This is a genomic window from Haloprofundus marisrubri, assembly GCF_001469955.1.
GTDB classification, from domain to species: domain Archaea; phylum Halobacteriota; class Halobacteria; order Halobacteriales; family Haloferacaceae; genus Haloprofundus; species Haloprofundus marisrubri.
This window is the reverse complement of the sequence record NZ_LOPU01000016.1, coordinates 366,171-381,725: the sequence shown is the minus strand read 5'-3', so window position 1 is coordinate 381,725 and position 15,555 is coordinate 366,171. Positions and strand designations below refer to the sequence as shown.

Genomic DNA, 15,555 nt, shown 5'->3' with positions numbered 1-15,555 from the left:
GCGCAAAACGGAGCGACCGACGGAAGCGCGGAAACGACGAGCGACTCAGGCGTCGGTTCCGACGAGTCGTTTGCCCGCTTTGATGAGCCGGTAGGCGCGTCGTCCGCCCAGCGTCGGGAGCAAAAACGTCGCAAACGTCGGCTCGAACGGGTACAGTCGGGTGGCGGACACGAGAAGCGGACGCGCTCTATCGAACTCGCCGTGCATGACGAGCAGACGGCCGACGCGGTAGGCGGCCCACGCTCGGAACTTTCGAGCGAACAGGCGGCCGTGTTCGCGGGCGAGCGGGTCGAACTTCTCGACGAACAGCCGTCGAGAGACCAACGCGTCGTCGACGTCGTCGGTGATTCGGCCGGGTGAGTCCGTCTGATATCGGATGAGCGGTTCGCGGATACCGGCGACCGAGCAGTGTCTCGACAGGCGGATGTACCACTCCAAATCCTGCCAACTGGGGAACCGCTCGTCCGGCGTTCCGACTTCCTCGACGAGCGAGCGCCGGACCATGACCTTCGAGAACGACCCGATGACGTTCTGACACAGCAGCGTCTTCGTGATGTCACCGTGTGAGACGGGGCGTATCGACTCCAGTTCGTCGCCGTTGCCGTCTATCACCTGCGTGCCGGTGTACACGAGTCCGACCTTCGGATGCGCGTCCATCACCGCGACCTGTTTCTCCAACTTGGTCGGCAACCACTCGTCGTCGTCGTCGAGAAACGCGATGTACTCGCCCGTCGCCGCACGGATTCCCGTCGCGCGGGCGGCGGACCCCCCGCGGTTCTCGTCGTGGCGGATGACGCGAACGGTGTGGCGGCCGTCGTGGTCCATCTCGTCGACGACGGGTGCGGCCGGCCGGGGCGAGTGGTCGTCGACGACGAGAAGTTCGACGGCGTCGTACGTCTGCTCGAACACCGACTCGACGGCAGCGCGGAGATACGCTGGCCGGTCGTAGGTGGGGAGAACGACGCTGACGAGAGGACGAGTTGCCGCAGCCATACCCCTCAGTGCGACTGCCAGTTAGTTGAACATTGTCACCGTCACACGTCCTATCACCCCGGCTGAAGATGTTGTCAACTGACTTTACTTTTTTATGAACACACAGGCATATATCTGTATATGGCAGTTGTGGAGAGCGCACTCGTTGCAGTAGTTCTCGTCAGTGCGTTTCTGGTGGTGTACGCCTATGCGCTGTATCCGCTCGGACTGTGGGCGGTCGCTTCGGTCGCTCCGGCGACGGTGCCACAGTGGGAGCGAGACGAACCCCCGAAAGTGGCGCTTATCATCGCCGCGTACAACGAGGAAGCAGTCATCGCCGACAAGCTAGAGAACAGTCTCGAACTCGACTACCCCGACGAGAAACTCGATATCGTGGTGTTCTCGGACGCCTCCTCGGACCGAACCGACGACATCGTCCGGTCGTACGCCGACCAAGGGGTTCGACTCGAACGCATCGAGGGCCGCGTCGGTAAGACGGCGTGTCAGAACGCAGTAGCCGAGAGAGTCGACGCCGAAGTGCTCGTCTTTTCGGACGCGAACTCGATGTACGAACCCGATGCGGTCCGAAAACTGGTCTCGTCGATGGGACCGGAGGTCGGGTGCGTCGTCGGCGAACTCCGACTCTCCCGCGAAACCGACGACGTGGAAGGCGAGTCCATCTGGTGGCAGTACACCCGCTTCATCAAGGAGTACGAGTCGAAACTCGGGTCGGTCGTCAAAGGAAACGGAGCCATCTACGCCATCCGTTCGGAAGCGTACGTTCCGCTTCCCGCCGACGCCATCAGCGACTTCGCCGAACCGCTCTCGATTCGCAGCGAGGGATGGCGTGTCGTTTACGAACCCGACGCCATCGCCCGAGAACACACCGCAAGGAGCGTCGACGCCGAACTCAGGCGGAAAGTCCGCATCACGACGCGCTCGTGGCACACTGTCGCACAGTATCTACACCTGCTGAACCCGCTTCGGTACGGGTTCTTCTCCGTGAAGTTCGCCAGTGACACCGTGTTGTGGTGGAGTACGCCGATGCTCTCTGCGGTCGCGTTCGTCGCATTGGGAGCGCTCGTCACGCTGACCGGGTCGTTTCTGTACCTCGTGCCGTTTTCAGCTAGCGTCGGCTTCCTCCTTTTGGGCCTCGTCGGCTATCTTCTCGAAGACGGCCGACGGAAAGTACCGAACCTCTTTCACGTGCCGTACTACTTCCTCGTGGGCAACTACAGCCTGCTCGTCGGGGCGTGGAACTTCGTCAACAGTCGCAACGTGGTGACGTGGGAAACGGCCAACAAGTGAGCGTCGGTCACCCGGCGTAACCGCCTCCGCGAGAATCAAATCAGCCGTCCGGGTCAGTCGACGATGATGCGTTGACCGGCGATGTCGGTGACGAGTTCGTCGTACGCCGAGAGGAGTTCGTGCCACGAGTACTGTCGCCCCAGTTCCTGTGCGTTTTCGCCGAGTCGGGCAGCGAGTTCCGGCGACGCGTCGAGTTCTCGAATCGCTTCCTCGAACTGGCCCACGTCGCGGACGAGCGCCGTCTCGCCGTCGACGATGTCGATACCCTGTGCGCCGACGGGCGTCGTCACGATAGGGAGGCCCGCGGCGAGATAGTCCATCATCTTCAGTTTCGTCCCCGACCCCATCGTCAGTGGACAGAGCGCGACGTCGGCCATCGAGAGCGCGCCCGGCAGGTCGTCGACGAACCCCGGCGTGTGGACGTTCTCGCGGGCCGTTTTCGGTGGGTCGCGGCCGACGATGACGAACTCGACGTCGGGTAGTGCGGGGGCGAACTCGTCGACGATGCGGCGAGCAGCCACTTCGTTCGGTTCGTAGTCACACGCGCCGACGAACAGACAGACCGTCCGGTCCTCGCGGAGTCCGAGTTGCCGGCGCACCGCGTCGGGGTCGCCGCCGGCGGCGATATCCTCGTAGTTCGTCCCGTTGGTGATGACCTCGCATCTGACGCCGTCGGGAATCTCGAACTGCGTGCGGTCGTCGGCCGACTGGAACACGACGGCGTCGGCGTCGTCGATACCCGCCTGCTCGTAGGCGTGGAGGTTCGCCACCGCGCGCCGGCGAATCGGCGCCGGCACGTTGCGAGAACGCAACTGCTGGTCGAGCAAGTCGAACATCGCGTTGTGTTTGTTCAACAACAGCGCCGCACCGTAGTGGTCTGCGAGTTCGCGGGCCGCGCCGAGTACCTGCGGTGACTCGCTGCAGACCACGTCGAACTCGACCGGATATCGCTTCACGGTCCGCACCGTCCGCTGTGTCTGGAGACGTTCTATCGGCGTGTCCGAATCGAGACCCAAGAGCGCGTTCCAGAGGTAGATTCGGGTCGTTTTGTAGTCGAGAAACGGATTCTGGAGGTCGAGCGCGTAGACGCCGGGTGGGTACTCGGTACCGTCGGCATCCGGATACGCCAGCCACACCCGTCCGGTGTCCGCCAACGCCTTCGTCGTCTCCCAGATGCGGACCTCCTCGCCGTTCGACGGCGGGTAGACCGGTCCCCGGTGCAACTGTAAGATATCCAATCCCATCTGGGGACAGGTCAGCAGTCAGGTAAATAGCGTTTGTGTCGAGTGTGCTGTGTGTCGGCCGTGTCGACTACGTCGACTGCGTTCACAGAGTACCGTGAGCGCTCGTCGGCGGGTATCTACGGAACCTCGCCCACGGACTTACTCGACGCGGGCGAGAATCGCTTCGAGCGCCTGCTGCATCTGTGGGCCGAGCGTCTCGGGCGCGTTCCGTTCTGCGACCCGGTCGGCCGCAGTCGTGCCGAGTCGGTGGCGTCGGTCGGCGTCCGAGAGCAGGTCGTCGAGCGTCGACGCGAGCGCCGTCGTGTCGTCGGCGTCGACGAGAACGCCCGTCTCCCCGTCGGTTATCTGTTCGTCGATACCGTAGCCCCGACTGGCGACGACGGGCAGTCCCGCCGCCTGCGCTTCGATGACGACGTTCGGATACGCGTCAATCTCGGAGACGTACGCGAAGAGGTCCGCCGAGGCGTACAACCCCGCGACGTCGCTCACGTAGCCGAGCGTGTGGATACGCGTCCCCAGCGGGTCGTCTTCCGTCCGTGCCTCGACGTAGCGTTCGACCGCATCGTAGTACAGACCGTCGCCGGCGACGACCAGACTGACGTCGTCTCGGCGTTCGCCGAGTTCGACCATCGCGTCGACGAGTCGGCAGACGCCGTCGTACTTCCCGCGGTACTGGAGGTTCGTCACGGTCACGACGGTCATCGTGCCGGTGGCGGGGTCCTCGGAGGCACCGTCTGCGACGGCGGTTCGTCGGTACTGTGAGGGCGTCACCGGACCGGGAACGACGCGAATCCGCTCGCGCGGACACGACGTCTCCCGTGCGAGCGTCTCCGCGAGCGACTCCGAGACGGCGACGAACCCATCCGCGTAGTGAAACGTCGCGCGGGTGAGCGCCGAGAGCGCACAGTACGCCAGCCATCGCCCCCACTGTCTCGTCTGTCGGTACTCCTGTCGTTTCTCGTCGTGCTGTCTGAACAGGTCGCCGTTGGCTCTGACGACGAGCGGAACCCCGTATAGGAGGCTGAGAAGCACCGAGACGATGCCCAGCATTCCGGAGCCGTTGTACACGACCAACACGTCCGTATCGCTCTCACGAAGTGCCTCACGGCCGCGGCGAAAGTGTGAGAGCGTCCGCTCGAACGCGCCCGCGTCCGGGTCCAGCGAGACGACGACGCTCTCGGCGTCCATCGCCGACAACGGCGCTTCGAGTTCGAACGGCCGCAGGTCGGTGAATCCGACGGCGCGCATCAGCGACTCACCGTTTCGGCGTCGTGGGCCGGTCGTCCACAGGAGCGTGGTATCGACGCGTGTACTCGGGTCGGTACGACTGCTTCGTCCATTTACGTCACCACTCAGAGGCAGCGCCCATAACTGTTCGCTGCGTGACCACTGCGAGACGGGGTTGATAGCACCCCGGAAACGCCTCCGAACTCCCGGAGCGCGTCGTTACAGCGTTCTCCCTCTCGCCGGTGAAAATGTATGCGAGAAAACAGTATCTTTCGCAGAACGTTTCGTTCGGGAAATAATGCGTAATATAATACCGTCGCTTCCCGAACGTGAGCGTACGAACCGGACACGCAGTGTCTGTGGGGAGAACACGCCAACTATGACCGAGAAACAGACCTCCGACGTGGTCGAACGGTCGGAGCAGAGTCGACGAAACAGTTCTTCGACGAGTACCGAGACGGACGTTTCCGTCCCCGGACTCGACGGGGCCGGACGAGTCCGTTCACGTTCCCGACGATGGGTTGTCGTAGCGGGGGTGGGGGCGGCGTTGGGCCTCGTACTCGCCGCCGGTGGGGTTCTCACCCAGCAGTGGCTGCTGGCTGCGTTGGGTGCGGTCACGCTGTACGTCGCAGTGCTCACCTACTATCTCGCACCCGAGACGGCCGTCTCGGACCTCGTCACCGAAGGGGTGTACGGGAGTTACGTCGACGGTCACGACGTCGTCGACGAGTCGGCACGGCAGGTGTACGTTCCGTCGACGAAGATGGACGTCGGCGGAAGCGACATCAGACTGATTCTCACCGGCGACGACGCGTCGCTCGCGTCCGCATCGGCGGGGAACACGTCGGTCGGACGACGGAGTCGGCCCGTCGGTGCGAAACTGCTCGAATCGTATCTCGCCGAGACGAACGAGTCGCTCGCCGCAGAGCCACGTCGCCTCTCCGACCAACTGGCGGAGGCGGTCGTCGACGGGTTCGGCCTCGCCGACGCCGTCGAAGTCGTCGACCGAAGCGACGACTCCACCACTTTCCGACTGCTCGGCTGTGCGCTCACGCCGCTGACGCGGTTCGACCATCCAACCACGTCGTTTCTCGGGACCGCGATGGCGTCCGGACTCGGCCAACCGGTTCGCGTCGACGCCGAACCCGGCCGACCCGAGGGGAGTTACCTCGTCGAGTGCAGCGTCGAAACCGGCGACGAGTTCGCACGGTCAGCGGAGCAGTCCGCACGGTCGGCGGAGCAGTCGCTCGATTGACGGTGCAGACGTTCGACTGACGCCGCCGCAGTCTCAGAATCCGACGTAGAGGTCGTACAGCCTGAGCGGCACGTACAGACCGAACAGCAGCAGTTGCGCGACGAGTGCCCGTCTTGCACGGACGACCCACACCGGGCGGTGATGCGAGGGGGTCGTCAACTCGAACGCGACGGCGAATCCCGAGAGAACGATGGCGAAGACGAACCCCGGGGTGAGCGCGCCGACGACGGCGAGCCACGTCGTTCCGAGCGTCGCCCAGACCGCCGTAACGAGGACGAGACGGTGTGGACCCGACGCCGACATCAGACGGAACCTCCCGAAGACCAGACGGCCGAGACGGGCGGAACGTCCGCTCGGAGAGCGGGAGCAAGCGACGTATCCGCTCGGGGGACGACCGACGCGTTCGCTTGGCCCGTCGCACTGACCGTCGTCCAGAAGTGCACCGACCGATAGGCGTTCGCCCGGGTCGGGTCGGTCGGCGGCGACCCCCGGTACAGCAGCAGTTGGACTCGCTGGTTCTCGCCCGCACGGTCCGGCTGGAACGTGAACTGGCGGGTCGCTGTCTCACCGGCGGGGACGCTCGCCTCGAACCGCCGGAGTTCCGAACTCGCGGTGACCGCGCCGGTCTCCTCGTCGACCGATTGGAGCAACACCACGACGGTGTAGTCGACCACTCTTTTCTCCTCGTTCGCTATCTCGACGTAGAGGTCGCTCGACTCCCCGGAGACGACGTTCGTCGGGTAGTTACTTGCGACCAACTCGCCGGTGTCGTTCTGGGTCAGCACCGAAAAGCCAGTGAACGTCTCACCTCGGTCGGGCGTGACGACGGCGTAGCCGATACCGCCGAACGCGACCAGAACGCCGACGACGAGCAGCGCCGTAACAATCCGTTCGAGGCCGCTCGACGCGGTGAAGAAGGTCACGCCGCGCGGCCGATGAAGGCTGAACCGGCGGTCGGGCGGTGTCGCCCACCGTCGTCCCGCCGCAACGAGCAGTCCGACCACGTTCAGCGCCCCGACGGCGACGATAGTTGGTCCGGCGAAAAGACCAGTCGGCGAACTGGCCAACACCAGTCCGAGGAGCGCACCGACGATAAAACTCGTCCCGACCGAGAGAACGACTCGATGGCCGAACGTGAGCCGTTTCGCGTCGCCGCGGAGGTCGACGCTCGTCTCCGCTTTCGGAAACAGCGCGGAGACGATGGCGTAGCCGGGAACGAACCCCACCAACAGACCTCCCAAAAGTGCGATACCCGGCGAAGAGAGGCCGAACGTCGCTACTAGTACGCCGTACGCGGCCACGAGAACCGCACAGAGGACGAGGTCAAGAAACTGAACGACGAGCGAGTCGCGTACCGACACAGTTCGGATAACTGTAATCTAGCATATAAATCTACCCTCGTGAACGGAATCTGACTATTACAACATCGGCGTCGGCTGCACCGAAAACGAGGGCGTAATTAACCATTGAACTGACAAGAAATCAGCCGTCGTCGGGTCGGCGCATACCCCGGCTACGTCCGGCGGTCGCCGAGCGAAAATCTAGCTGTAAATACGTGTTTAACCGAAGAATCAGAAGGTTTACCTTCGACTGTCCGAACTGCCGTTGTGCGTGGGAAACAGAGTCTGCACGAGGAAATGTGAAACTATGATATCTGATAGTTCCGGAAGATGGTCTACGCTGAGTCGGCGTCGCAGACGTCTCACGCGAGCTGCCAACCGCGCGTCCGAGGCAACGGTTCGGGCAGCGTAACTCGAAATACTTCGTACAAAACATCCCATATCTATGACGCAAAATCACGGCTACAACACTCCGAAGAAAGGAACCGCCGACTGGAACGTACCTCTAAACGAGAATTTCAAGAAGATAGATAAAGACGTCGAGATTCGTGACGTCGAATCGAAGCTCGACTCGTACACGCCGGCCGCCGGCGCGAAGTTCCTGGCGATGGACACGGGCAACCGATATCTCGGCGACGGCGAGCAGTGGAACCTCGCGCCGCTGCCGCAGCGCGGTACAGTCGGCAACCTGACGGCGCAGAACCGCTTCCGCGTTCCGACGCGGGAACAGGACCCCGAAAACGCACAGGTCGGCGACATGTGGCTCCGAACCGACCAGAACACCCTCAAGGTCCAGATGGCAAACGGCGTACAGACGCTCGCCAGCGGCGAGGCCGGCGGGAGCGACGACGGCCGCGGCGACACCGGTGGGGCGACCAACGCCGACGTGAAAATCAACTTCGCCGACGACTCGTATCTCGACAAGTTCGACGTCAGCGAGTCGGGGTGGAACGACATCATCGAGGGCGAGAAAGCGCGCACCGACACGGCGCTGCAGGTCCACCTCGAAGAGGGGAGCCACTACGGCACCGACATGAAGTACTACTTCAGCGACAACGGCATGTCGGAACCCGAAGAACTCTGGACGCGCTACTACCTCCGTCTGGACCCCGGCTTCGACGTCACCTCCGACGGTGGGAAGCTTCCCGGCCCCGCCGGCACCTACGACAACGCCGGTTGGGGCGGCAGAGCCGCCGACGGGACGAACGGTTGGTCCGCCCGAATGGCGTTCATGCCGGCCGACGGCGGCGGCGCCGAACTCTCGTTCTACTGCTACCACGCGGATATGAACAACTGGGGCGAGTGGTGGGGCTGGGACGGCACCATCGAACCCGGTCAGTACTACCAGATCGACAGCTACGTCAAACTCAACACCCCCGGCGAGAACGACGGTATCCTCCGCGGGTGGATAGACGGCGAGCAGGCGATGGAGAAGACCGACGTTCGGTTCCGTGACACCGAAGACCTGAAGATAGAGACGCTGTGGTTCAACATCTACCACGGCGGCGGCGACACCTCGCCCAGCGACAACATGCTCTACTTCGACAACCTCCAGATGTCGACGAGCGGTCCGCTGGACTGAGACGCATCACCGCCGAGATTCCGAACGGTCGTCAGAGGCGACGGCCCGTGGTCTCTCAGCGACTATTTTTGCAGTCGGGTGCCCAGACGATAGCATCCGTGAGCGACAGCGTATCGTAGAGATGCCGATAGAACCGCAGGTTCCACGGCGTGTGGTCCGCTCTCGGTGTCGGTCCGAGTCTGAGCGCCGGATACAACGGTAGCACGTCGACGAAGCGACGTTCGTCGATACCGACTCCCGAACAGTACGTCGAGACACATCGTCCGACTGCGCGCGAGAACCGACAGTCCCGGAAGAACGCGCGGTTCGTCGCCTCGGTGTAGCTGTCGAACACGTACAGCGCGGTCTCGATGATGAGCTTCAACAGGTCGACGAGCGGAACGCCGTCGGTCTGGAAGTACTCGAAATCGATGACCGACCGCACGTCGAGGTTCGACCCGACGAGGATGTTCGTGCCGTCGTAGTCACCGTGTGTCGGTCCGAGGAAGAACTGGTCGTCGGTAGCGAAGTGCTCGACGTACGCGTCCGACCCGGGAAGCGTCGACGCCGAGAGCTGTTCTCGTTTCGCCGCCGAGTCGTACGTTCGGGCGTCGACGGTCCCCTCGGCGAAGGCGACCAGCCAGTCGGTGGCGTTCGAGAGAAACGTCTCCGCGTACTGGTCGAAGTGGCGAAACGAGTAGTGCGCCGGTTGCCCACCGAGGAACTCCTTGAAGATGACGGGCGTGTCGTCGACGTATTCGACGTCGAGTGGGGTCTCGACGGTCGTTCGGAGGCGTTCCGACGACGAGACGAGGTCACGGAGACGGGTGAGGCGCTCCCACTCGCCGTGAACTTCGGCGTCGTCCCACCGTGCGAAGCGACAGACAGCCACCGGGTTCTCCGATTCGTAAACGAACACCGTGATGTAGCCGGTCGGGCCGCGGGTGCCGCTGTACAGACTGTACGACAGCGCCGACCGGTCGGCGTCGAATCGGTCGGCAACGCGGTCGAGGAGAGCGGCTATCATGCGGCGTCGGCGGTGATTTTGAACGCCGGTGTGAGCGCTCCGAGCAGCCGTCTCGTCCCCGGTGGCAACGGCACTCGGGAGAGAACCTGCGGGGAGACAGCGCCGTGGAGACACGACCCAAGCGACACCAGCTTTCGTTTGAGAAACGCCGCCAACAACCGGTCATCGGAGAAAATGAACGCCGGCGAGCGCCGGTCCGGGACGGCGTACGACACCGTCACGTTCCGGAAGCCGGCACGTTCGAGCAGTCCGACGTAGCCCCGTTCGGAGTGGAGTCGAGCCGAGGCCGAAGGATGCTGCCGGTCGTCGCCACCGAAGAGCCGTTTTTCGACGGCAGTGGGGACGACAGTGGACGCGAGACGAAGCGGGTACAGTTTGTTCCACTCGCTCAGGAGGAGACGGCCATCCGGACGGAGCCATCGACGCACTTGCCGTAAGAGCGTCCGTTGGGCGTCCGTACCGTCGGCGTCGGCGTCACTGCCGTCGCCGCTTCCAACGTGCTTCAACACGCCGTTGAGGACGACGACATCGAACTGGTCGTCGCCGAGTGGAAGGTCCGTGGCGTCGCCGTGGACGAGGGTGAGATTGTCGATATCGGCGGGCGCGTTCATCGCCGCCGAGAACTTCAGCCCATCGAGATTCGTGTCGACGGCAACGACGTGGTCGGCGCGTCGCGTGAGCGAACGGGTGAGCGCGCCGTATCGACTGCCGAGTTCGAGCACCGTTTTGCCCGCCAGCGGTTCGATACGGACCCAGTCGGCTTGGTCCGGGTTGAGCCACGACTCGTACTCGAACTCCGGGTAGAGTTGCTGGAGTTCCGATTCGAACTTCTCGGCGCGCTTGAACGGTGTCATTCCGTCCGCACACAGCGCCTCGACCAGCGCGTCCATCGCTTCGGTGACGTTACCGTCGCCGAGCAGTCGAACGATGCCGTCGTCGTCTACCTTCCAATCGGCGTGGCACTGACCGTTCCGCGACTGCTGTCGATAGCGGAGCGCGGACCCACAGTGCTCGCAGACGAACTCCAACTCCGGTGACCACATCGATACGACTGTGTAGTCCGGACTACATATTATATGTTGTTCACAGTACTACTATATTCCCCGACGTTGTGCGCCGTGCGGTTCTTTCAGTTGGTGTCAACAGCCGGATAGTACAGTACACTTAGGGGTATAGCATGCGAGTATGTCGTGCATCATGACCGCGGAAACTGTGTTCCGAGCAGACTGTCGATTCTCTCCGGCGACGTCCGCTACTCGTTCGACCGTACCTGCAGACGAGAAAACAGATGGCTGACGACGACCGCCCGACGGGACGGCCGGGGTCGAACGACTCGGACCGAACCGCTGGCGGGTTGTCCCGTCGCCAGTTGCTGGCAGCGGCCGGGGCCGCCGGAGCGGTCGGTCTCGCAGGATGTTACGCCTTGTTCGGTGGGGACGAACCCGAGAACGGACAGACGCCGACCGGAAACGAGGTCGGAGAGATGCCGCCGTCGATTATCGTCTGGCAGGACGGCGACGGAGTCGTCCGCGCCGAGACCGGCGGCGGCGCTATCGAGTCGGGGCGACAGCCAGCGACGGTCATCCAAGCCGCACTCGACGCGTCAGCACAGCAAGCCGGCATCCAGAGCGTCGAGGTGGTCGGCAGCTACAGTCTCTCTCAGCCCGTCAGCCTTCGCGAACAGACCGTACTGAACCTCAGAAACGCTCGTCTCAGCGCCGGCGGCGATTACGCCGCAGTGTTGGTGAACGATGCGTCGGAAGCGGCCATCGTCGGGGGTCTCCTCGACGGAAGCGAACAGACCGACGGCGAGCAGTATCTCGCCGTGCTCACGCTCAGCAACTCCGACGGCATCATCGTCGACGGCACGGAGGTCCAAAACGGCGGCTACTACGGCGTCGACCTCTACGAGTGCAACGACTGCGTGCTCAACGGCATCCGCTCGCACGACAACTTCCGCCACGGAATCCATCCCGGAACCGACACGGAGGGTCGCGGTTACTTCAACTGGCTCGGCCACTGTATCACCAACAACAACGGCGTCGACGGTATCAACGACCGCGGGACCACGGTCGAAGGGGAGTCGCTCGACAACGCCTTTTACAACTGTCTCAGCCGGAACAACGGACGAAGCGGCTTCATCATCGACGGCGGTATCGAGAGCAACGACGCCGCCGCGCGGTTCGACGTCGTCGGCTGTCGAGCCTACGAGAACCAGAACTACGGCATCCAGTTCGTCGACTGTCGCGTCTCGGCGGTCAACGTCGTCGCACGCGCGAACGGTCGCTCGGGAATCCTGCTCGACGGCGGGGTCCGGGCGTCGATTCTAAACCCGCGGTCGGACGGCCACAGTGGACCCAACGCCGGCGGCGTCACGATTCGAGACGAGGACTCCTCCTCGCCGAGACACGTCGTCCTCTACGGCGGCGAACTCACCGACAACAGCTACAGCGTCCGCATCGCGGCGGGAGCGGACGCGGGTCCAATAACTATCCGTGACGTCGACTTGCGGAACGCCGGAACGCAACCGCTGTGGTTCCGAGAGGACCCACCACCGGAACTGACCGTCTCGAACGCCGCGGGCTATCGAACCACGAACCGAGGGAACCAGACACAAAGCGGCGACGGGTCGACGACGACGTTCCGGTGGCAACACGGCCTCGCAGCGCCGCCGCAGTCGGTCAGCGTGACAGCCGCCAGCGACGCCGCTGCAGGTCCGTTCAGCGTCGCACAGGACGGCGACGCTATCGAAGTATCGTACCAGTCGGCTCCGGAGGGTGGCGACGGCAACCTCCAGTGGTGGTGGAGTGCGAACGCCTACTGACCGGGGCTTCGTTTTATGCTCTCGGCGTTCGTGAACTGACACGATGGCCGAAAAAGAGCGTCTCCGTCGGCGTCCCGTCGAACTGCTCACGCTCGGCGTGTTCACCGCGGGCGTCGTCGCGTTCGTCCTCCTCCACAGCGCGACGCTCGTAACGAGTCGTGGCGGTCCGTTTCTGGCCGACGTTCGACTGGCGTGGTTCGTGTTCGTCGTCGGTGCTGTCGCCGCCGCGGCGTTTCTGGTCGCCGAGTCGACCGGTCGGGTGTAGCGGCTCGGCTGGTCGAATGTAGCGCGTCGACCGGGCAGACGTAGCGCGTCGCCCGGCAAAATGCGACGCGTCGACCCACCGAACATGATGAGTCGACTGGTTGGATATCGCGGGTCGTCCGGTCGGTGAGACAGTTCGTTGACAAAAACGATGTTTAATACCGTCAGCTTTCGCACAGAGTCCCTATGGCGATAACCGTGTCCAAAGCGACGGGCACAGACCGCGAGTCGTGGAACACGTACGTCGAGCGAGCGCCGCACGCGACGCCGTTTCACCGATTGGAGGCGTTGGAAGCGTTACGCGACGTGAGCGACACGACCTTGCACTTGCTCGTCGGCCGGGACGGAGAGGAAGTGTTCGGTATCTTCCCGGTGTTCGAGGGGAGTATCGGCCCGTTCTCGTCGGTCCGATGCCCGCCGACAGAACACGACGTGCCGTATCTGGGGCCGGTGTGGCTCGACGTCAACCACCTCTCACAGCGGAAGCGAGAGATGCTGAACCACCAGTTCATCGAGTCGGTCTGCCGGTGGATAGACGAGGAGATAGACCCCGACCACCTCGACATCCGAACCGTCGACCGCTACCCCGACGTACGACCGTTCATCTGGGAGGAGTTGGACGTGAGTCCGGCGTACACGTACGTTCTCGACCTCGAACCCGGGCCCGAGCAGATAAAGAGCCAGTTCAGCCGAAGCACCAGACGATACGTCCGCGACGTGGACGACTACGACATCGACGTGTGGGGCCACGACGGCATCGAGTACGCCGTCGACCAGTACCACGTCCGCTACGAGAACGCTGGCGTCTCCACCCGACTCTGCAAGGCGCTGTACGATTCGCTCCCCGACGGCTGTGTCAGACCGTACGTACTCTCCGTGGAAGGTCGTCCCGTCGGCGCGAGACTCACCGTCGAACTCGGTGACACGATATACGCGTGGGTCAGCGCCGCGAACGTCGAAGAAGTCGAGATACCCGTCAACGAACTCGTCGAGTGGTACGCCATACGCGACGCCGCCGAACGAGGCCTCTCGCGGTACGATTTCGTCGGCGGAATGGTTCCGAGCCTCTGTCGGTACAAATCACAGTTCTCACCGGTACCCAGAGCGCTGTATCTCGTCCAGCGACAGCGGCCGCTGATGCGCGGGGTGTCGACGCTGTACAACCGACTGCCGGACCGCGTTCGGTCGCTCGTCTGAGTTTCTCCCTCCGCTCATTCGCTCGTTTCCGTCGGACTCTCCTCCGTCTCACAGCGACTCGTAGATACCGATGGCCCAGTGGTCCGCACCGAACACGCGCCCGCCGAACTCGATGTTGCCGTCGACCGCACAGCGCCACCCGTCGCCGACCGGCCACGGGTCGAGATGATGCATCCGCCCGGAGTTCCACCCGAAGCGCGTCCCAGTTCCCTCCAGAATCGGCGAACTCCGAAGTTCTCGGTCCCGATACGTCGACGGCGTCAGTTCGTCTATCACGTAACCGCGGAGGCGGTTGCCGTAGCGGGCCTCGCAGTCCTGCAGGAACACGACGATGTCGTCGTCGCGGACGAGCGGTCGGCCGCCCGGACGGGCCGCTTTTGGGCGACCTTCGACGACTGGGTTCGCGTCGTGCGGCGTCCAGTCGTCGGCTTCGAGTTCGTCGCTGTAGAACGCGAACAGGTCGGCGTCGTCGTCGTCGCTGCCGGCGAGCGCCCACCACCGCCCGTCGTGTCTGAACACGACGAAGTCGGAGAGAAACCGGTCGGGGGTGACGAGTTCGGCCACCGGCGACCATCCGTAGGGCAGCGACTCCGTCCGGTACAGCAGCGCGCTTGCGGGGGTCTCGCGGTCCCAGCGCTCGGGGAGCATGTAGTAGTGGTCCTCGAACTCGAACAGATACGGAAACGCGAGGTGGTCGTTGGTTTCGAGGACGACCCGGTTGTACGTCCAGTGTTTACCGTCGTCGCTCTCAGCGTGGGCGATTGCGGCGGTGGGCGTCCGGTCGCGGTTGAACACCTCGAAAAAGAGATGCCAGCGGCCGTCCGGAGTGACGAACAGGAACGGGTCGGCGACGAAGTCTGCGTCACCGAAGTCGGTGACGTCCGCTGCAGTGATTACGGGGTTGACGACGCCGCGACCCGGAACGAGCGAGAACGGTCCGGGCGACGGCGTTGGCGTCGCCCACGGTTGCCCGTAGTCGTCCCACAGCGAGCCGTCGGCCGGCGTCGACGGGAGTGCGGGTGTTCCCCCACCGAACAGTCTCGAGCGATGCAGACGCTCGCCTGCCAGCCACGCAGCGTCTCTCAGCGTCTTCGAGTCGCCGGGGCGAAAGCGAGGAAACATCATCGGACACTCACCGCCGCCCGGCGTCGACCCACGTCACGTCGAATCATACGGATGAGAACGGTGATGACAACCAAAAAACATGGGTCGCCGTGGGAATCGAGCGTCGTCCGCGACAACGTATATGGGCGCGTGCTCTGTGAACTGTCGTATGAGTGTCGTCATCGACTGGTTGCCTCGCGGCCGACCCGCGAGACGAAGCGACGTGTGTGTA

At 63.7% G+C, this 15,555-nt stretch carries 14 protein-coding genes; 6 read left to right on the top strand and 8 right to left on the bottom strand.

Going from position 1 to position 15,555, the window contains the following annotated elements; all coding sequences use genetic code 11:
• Nucleotides 1–45: 45 nt before the first annotated feature.
• On the bottom strand, nt 46–993 hold the full coding sequence (locus AUR64_RS04940; protein WP_058580813.1) for a glycosyltransferase family 2 protein: 948 nt from the start codon (nt 991–993) through the stop codon (nt 46–48).
• Between the two features lie 120 nt (nt 994–1,113).
• Between AUR64_RS04940 and AUR64_RS04935 the strand changes: the two genes are divergently transcribed.
• The gene (locus AUR64_RS04935; RefSeq protein WP_082230582.1) at nt 1,114–2,280 is read left to right on the top strand and encodes a glycosyltransferase family 2 protein; all 1,167 of its coding nucleotides are present in this window, start codon (nt 1,114–1,116) and stop codon (nt 2,278–2,280) included.
• A gap of 53 nt (nt 2,281–2,333) precedes the next feature.
• On the opposite strand, the gene AUR64_RS04930 is transcribed toward AUR64_RS04935, so the two are convergent.
• On the bottom strand, nt 2,334–3,524 hold the full coding sequence (locus AUR64_RS04930; RefSeq protein ID WP_058580812.1) for a glycosyltransferase family 4 protein: 1,191 nt from the start codon (nt 3,522–3,524) through the stop codon (nt 2,334–2,336).
• 138 nt (nt 3,525–3,662) lie between these two features.
• The gene (locus AUR64_RS04925) at nt 3,663–4,772 is read right to left on the bottom strand and encodes a glycosyltransferase family 4 protein (RefSeq protein ID WP_058580811.1); all 1,110 of its coding nucleotides are present in this window, start codon (nt 4,770–4,772) and stop codon (nt 3,663–3,665) included.
• Between the two features lie 358 nt (nt 4,773–5,130).
• Between AUR64_RS04925 and AUR64_RS04920 the strand changes: the two genes are divergently transcribed.
• Entirely contained in the window at nt 5,131–6,006 is an 876-nt protein-coding gene (locus AUR64_RS04920) for a hypothetical protein (RefSeq protein ID WP_058580810.1), read from the top strand.
• A gap of 33 nt (nt 6,007–6,039) precedes the next feature.
• On the opposite strand, the gene AUR64_RS04915 is transcribed toward AUR64_RS04920, so the two are convergent.
• Nucleotides 6,040–6,309, bottom strand: coding sequence for a hypothetical protein (locus AUR64_RS04915; protein ID WP_058580809.1), 270 nt, complete (start codon nt 6,307–6,309; stop codon nt 6,040–6,042).
• The gene (locus tag AUR64_RS04910; protein WP_058580808.1) at nt 6,309–7,367 is read right to left on the bottom strand and encodes a DUF1616 domain-containing protein; all 1,059 of its coding nucleotides are present in this window, start codon (nt 7,365–7,367) and stop codon (nt 6,309–6,311) included. The genes AUR64_RS04915 and AUR64_RS04910 overlap by 1 nt, the downstream gene beginning before the upstream one ends.
• Nucleotides 7,368–7,791: 424 nt before the next feature.
• Here AUR64_RS04910 and AUR64_RS21020 point away from each other — a divergent pair, with 424 nt between their 5' ends.
• Nucleotides 7,792–8,928 (top strand): polysaccharide lyase, encoded by a 1,137-nt coding sequence (locus AUR64_RS21020; protein ID WP_058580807.1) that lies wholly within the window; start codon nt 7,792–7,794, stop codon nt 8,926–8,928.
• Nucleotides 8,929–8,983: 55 nt separating this feature from the next.
• Here the strand turns inward: AUR64_RS21020 and AUR64_RS04900 are convergent, their stop codons facing one another.
• On the bottom strand, nt 8,984–9,934 hold the full coding sequence (locus AUR64_RS04900) for a hypothetical protein (protein WP_058580806.1): 951 nt from the start codon (nt 9,932–9,934) through the stop codon (nt 8,984–8,986).
• Entirely contained in the window at nt 9,931–10,977 is a 1,047-nt protein-coding gene (locus AUR64_RS04895; RefSeq protein WP_058580805.1) for a class I SAM-dependent methyltransferase, read from the bottom strand. Before AUR64_RS04895 ends, AUR64_RS04900 begins: the two co-directional genes overlap by 4 nt.
• A 245-nt stretch (nt 10,978–11,222) precedes the next feature.
• On the opposite strand from AUR64_RS04895, the gene AUR64_RS04890 reads away from it, so the two are divergent.
• The 3 genes from AUR64_RS04890 to AUR64_RS04880 all read left to right on the top strand — a co-directional run bounded on the left by AUR64_RS04890 (nt 11,223) and on the right by AUR64_RS04880 (nt 14,219).
• Nucleotides 11,223–12,758 (top strand): right-handed parallel beta-helix repeat-containing protein, encoded by a 1,536-nt coding sequence (locus tag AUR64_RS04890; protein WP_058580804.1) that lies wholly within the window; start codon nt 11,223–11,225, stop codon nt 12,756–12,758.
• Nucleotides 12,759–12,801: 43 nt separating this feature from the next.
• Nucleotides 12,802–13,023 (top strand): hypothetical protein, encoded by a 222-nt coding sequence (locus tag AUR64_RS04885; RefSeq protein ID WP_058580803.1) that lies wholly within the window; start codon nt 12,802–12,804, stop codon nt 13,021–13,023.
• A 185-nt stretch (nt 13,024–13,208) separates the two neighbouring features.
• Complete coding sequence (locus tag AUR64_RS04880; RefSeq protein ID WP_058580802.1) at nt 13,209–14,219, top strand: GNAT family N-acetyltransferase; 1,011 nt, start codon at nt 13,209–13,211, stop codon at nt 14,217–14,219.
• Nucleotides 14,220–14,267: 48 nt separating this feature from the next.
• Here AUR64_RS04880 and AUR64_RS04875 read toward each other — a convergent pair whose 3' ends face one another.
• Entirely contained in the window at nt 14,268–15,344 is a 1,077-nt protein-coding gene (locus AUR64_RS04875; protein WP_058580801.1) for a glucosamine inositolphosphorylceramide transferase family protein, read from the bottom strand.
• Nucleotides 15,345–15,555 lie beyond the last annotated feature (211 nt).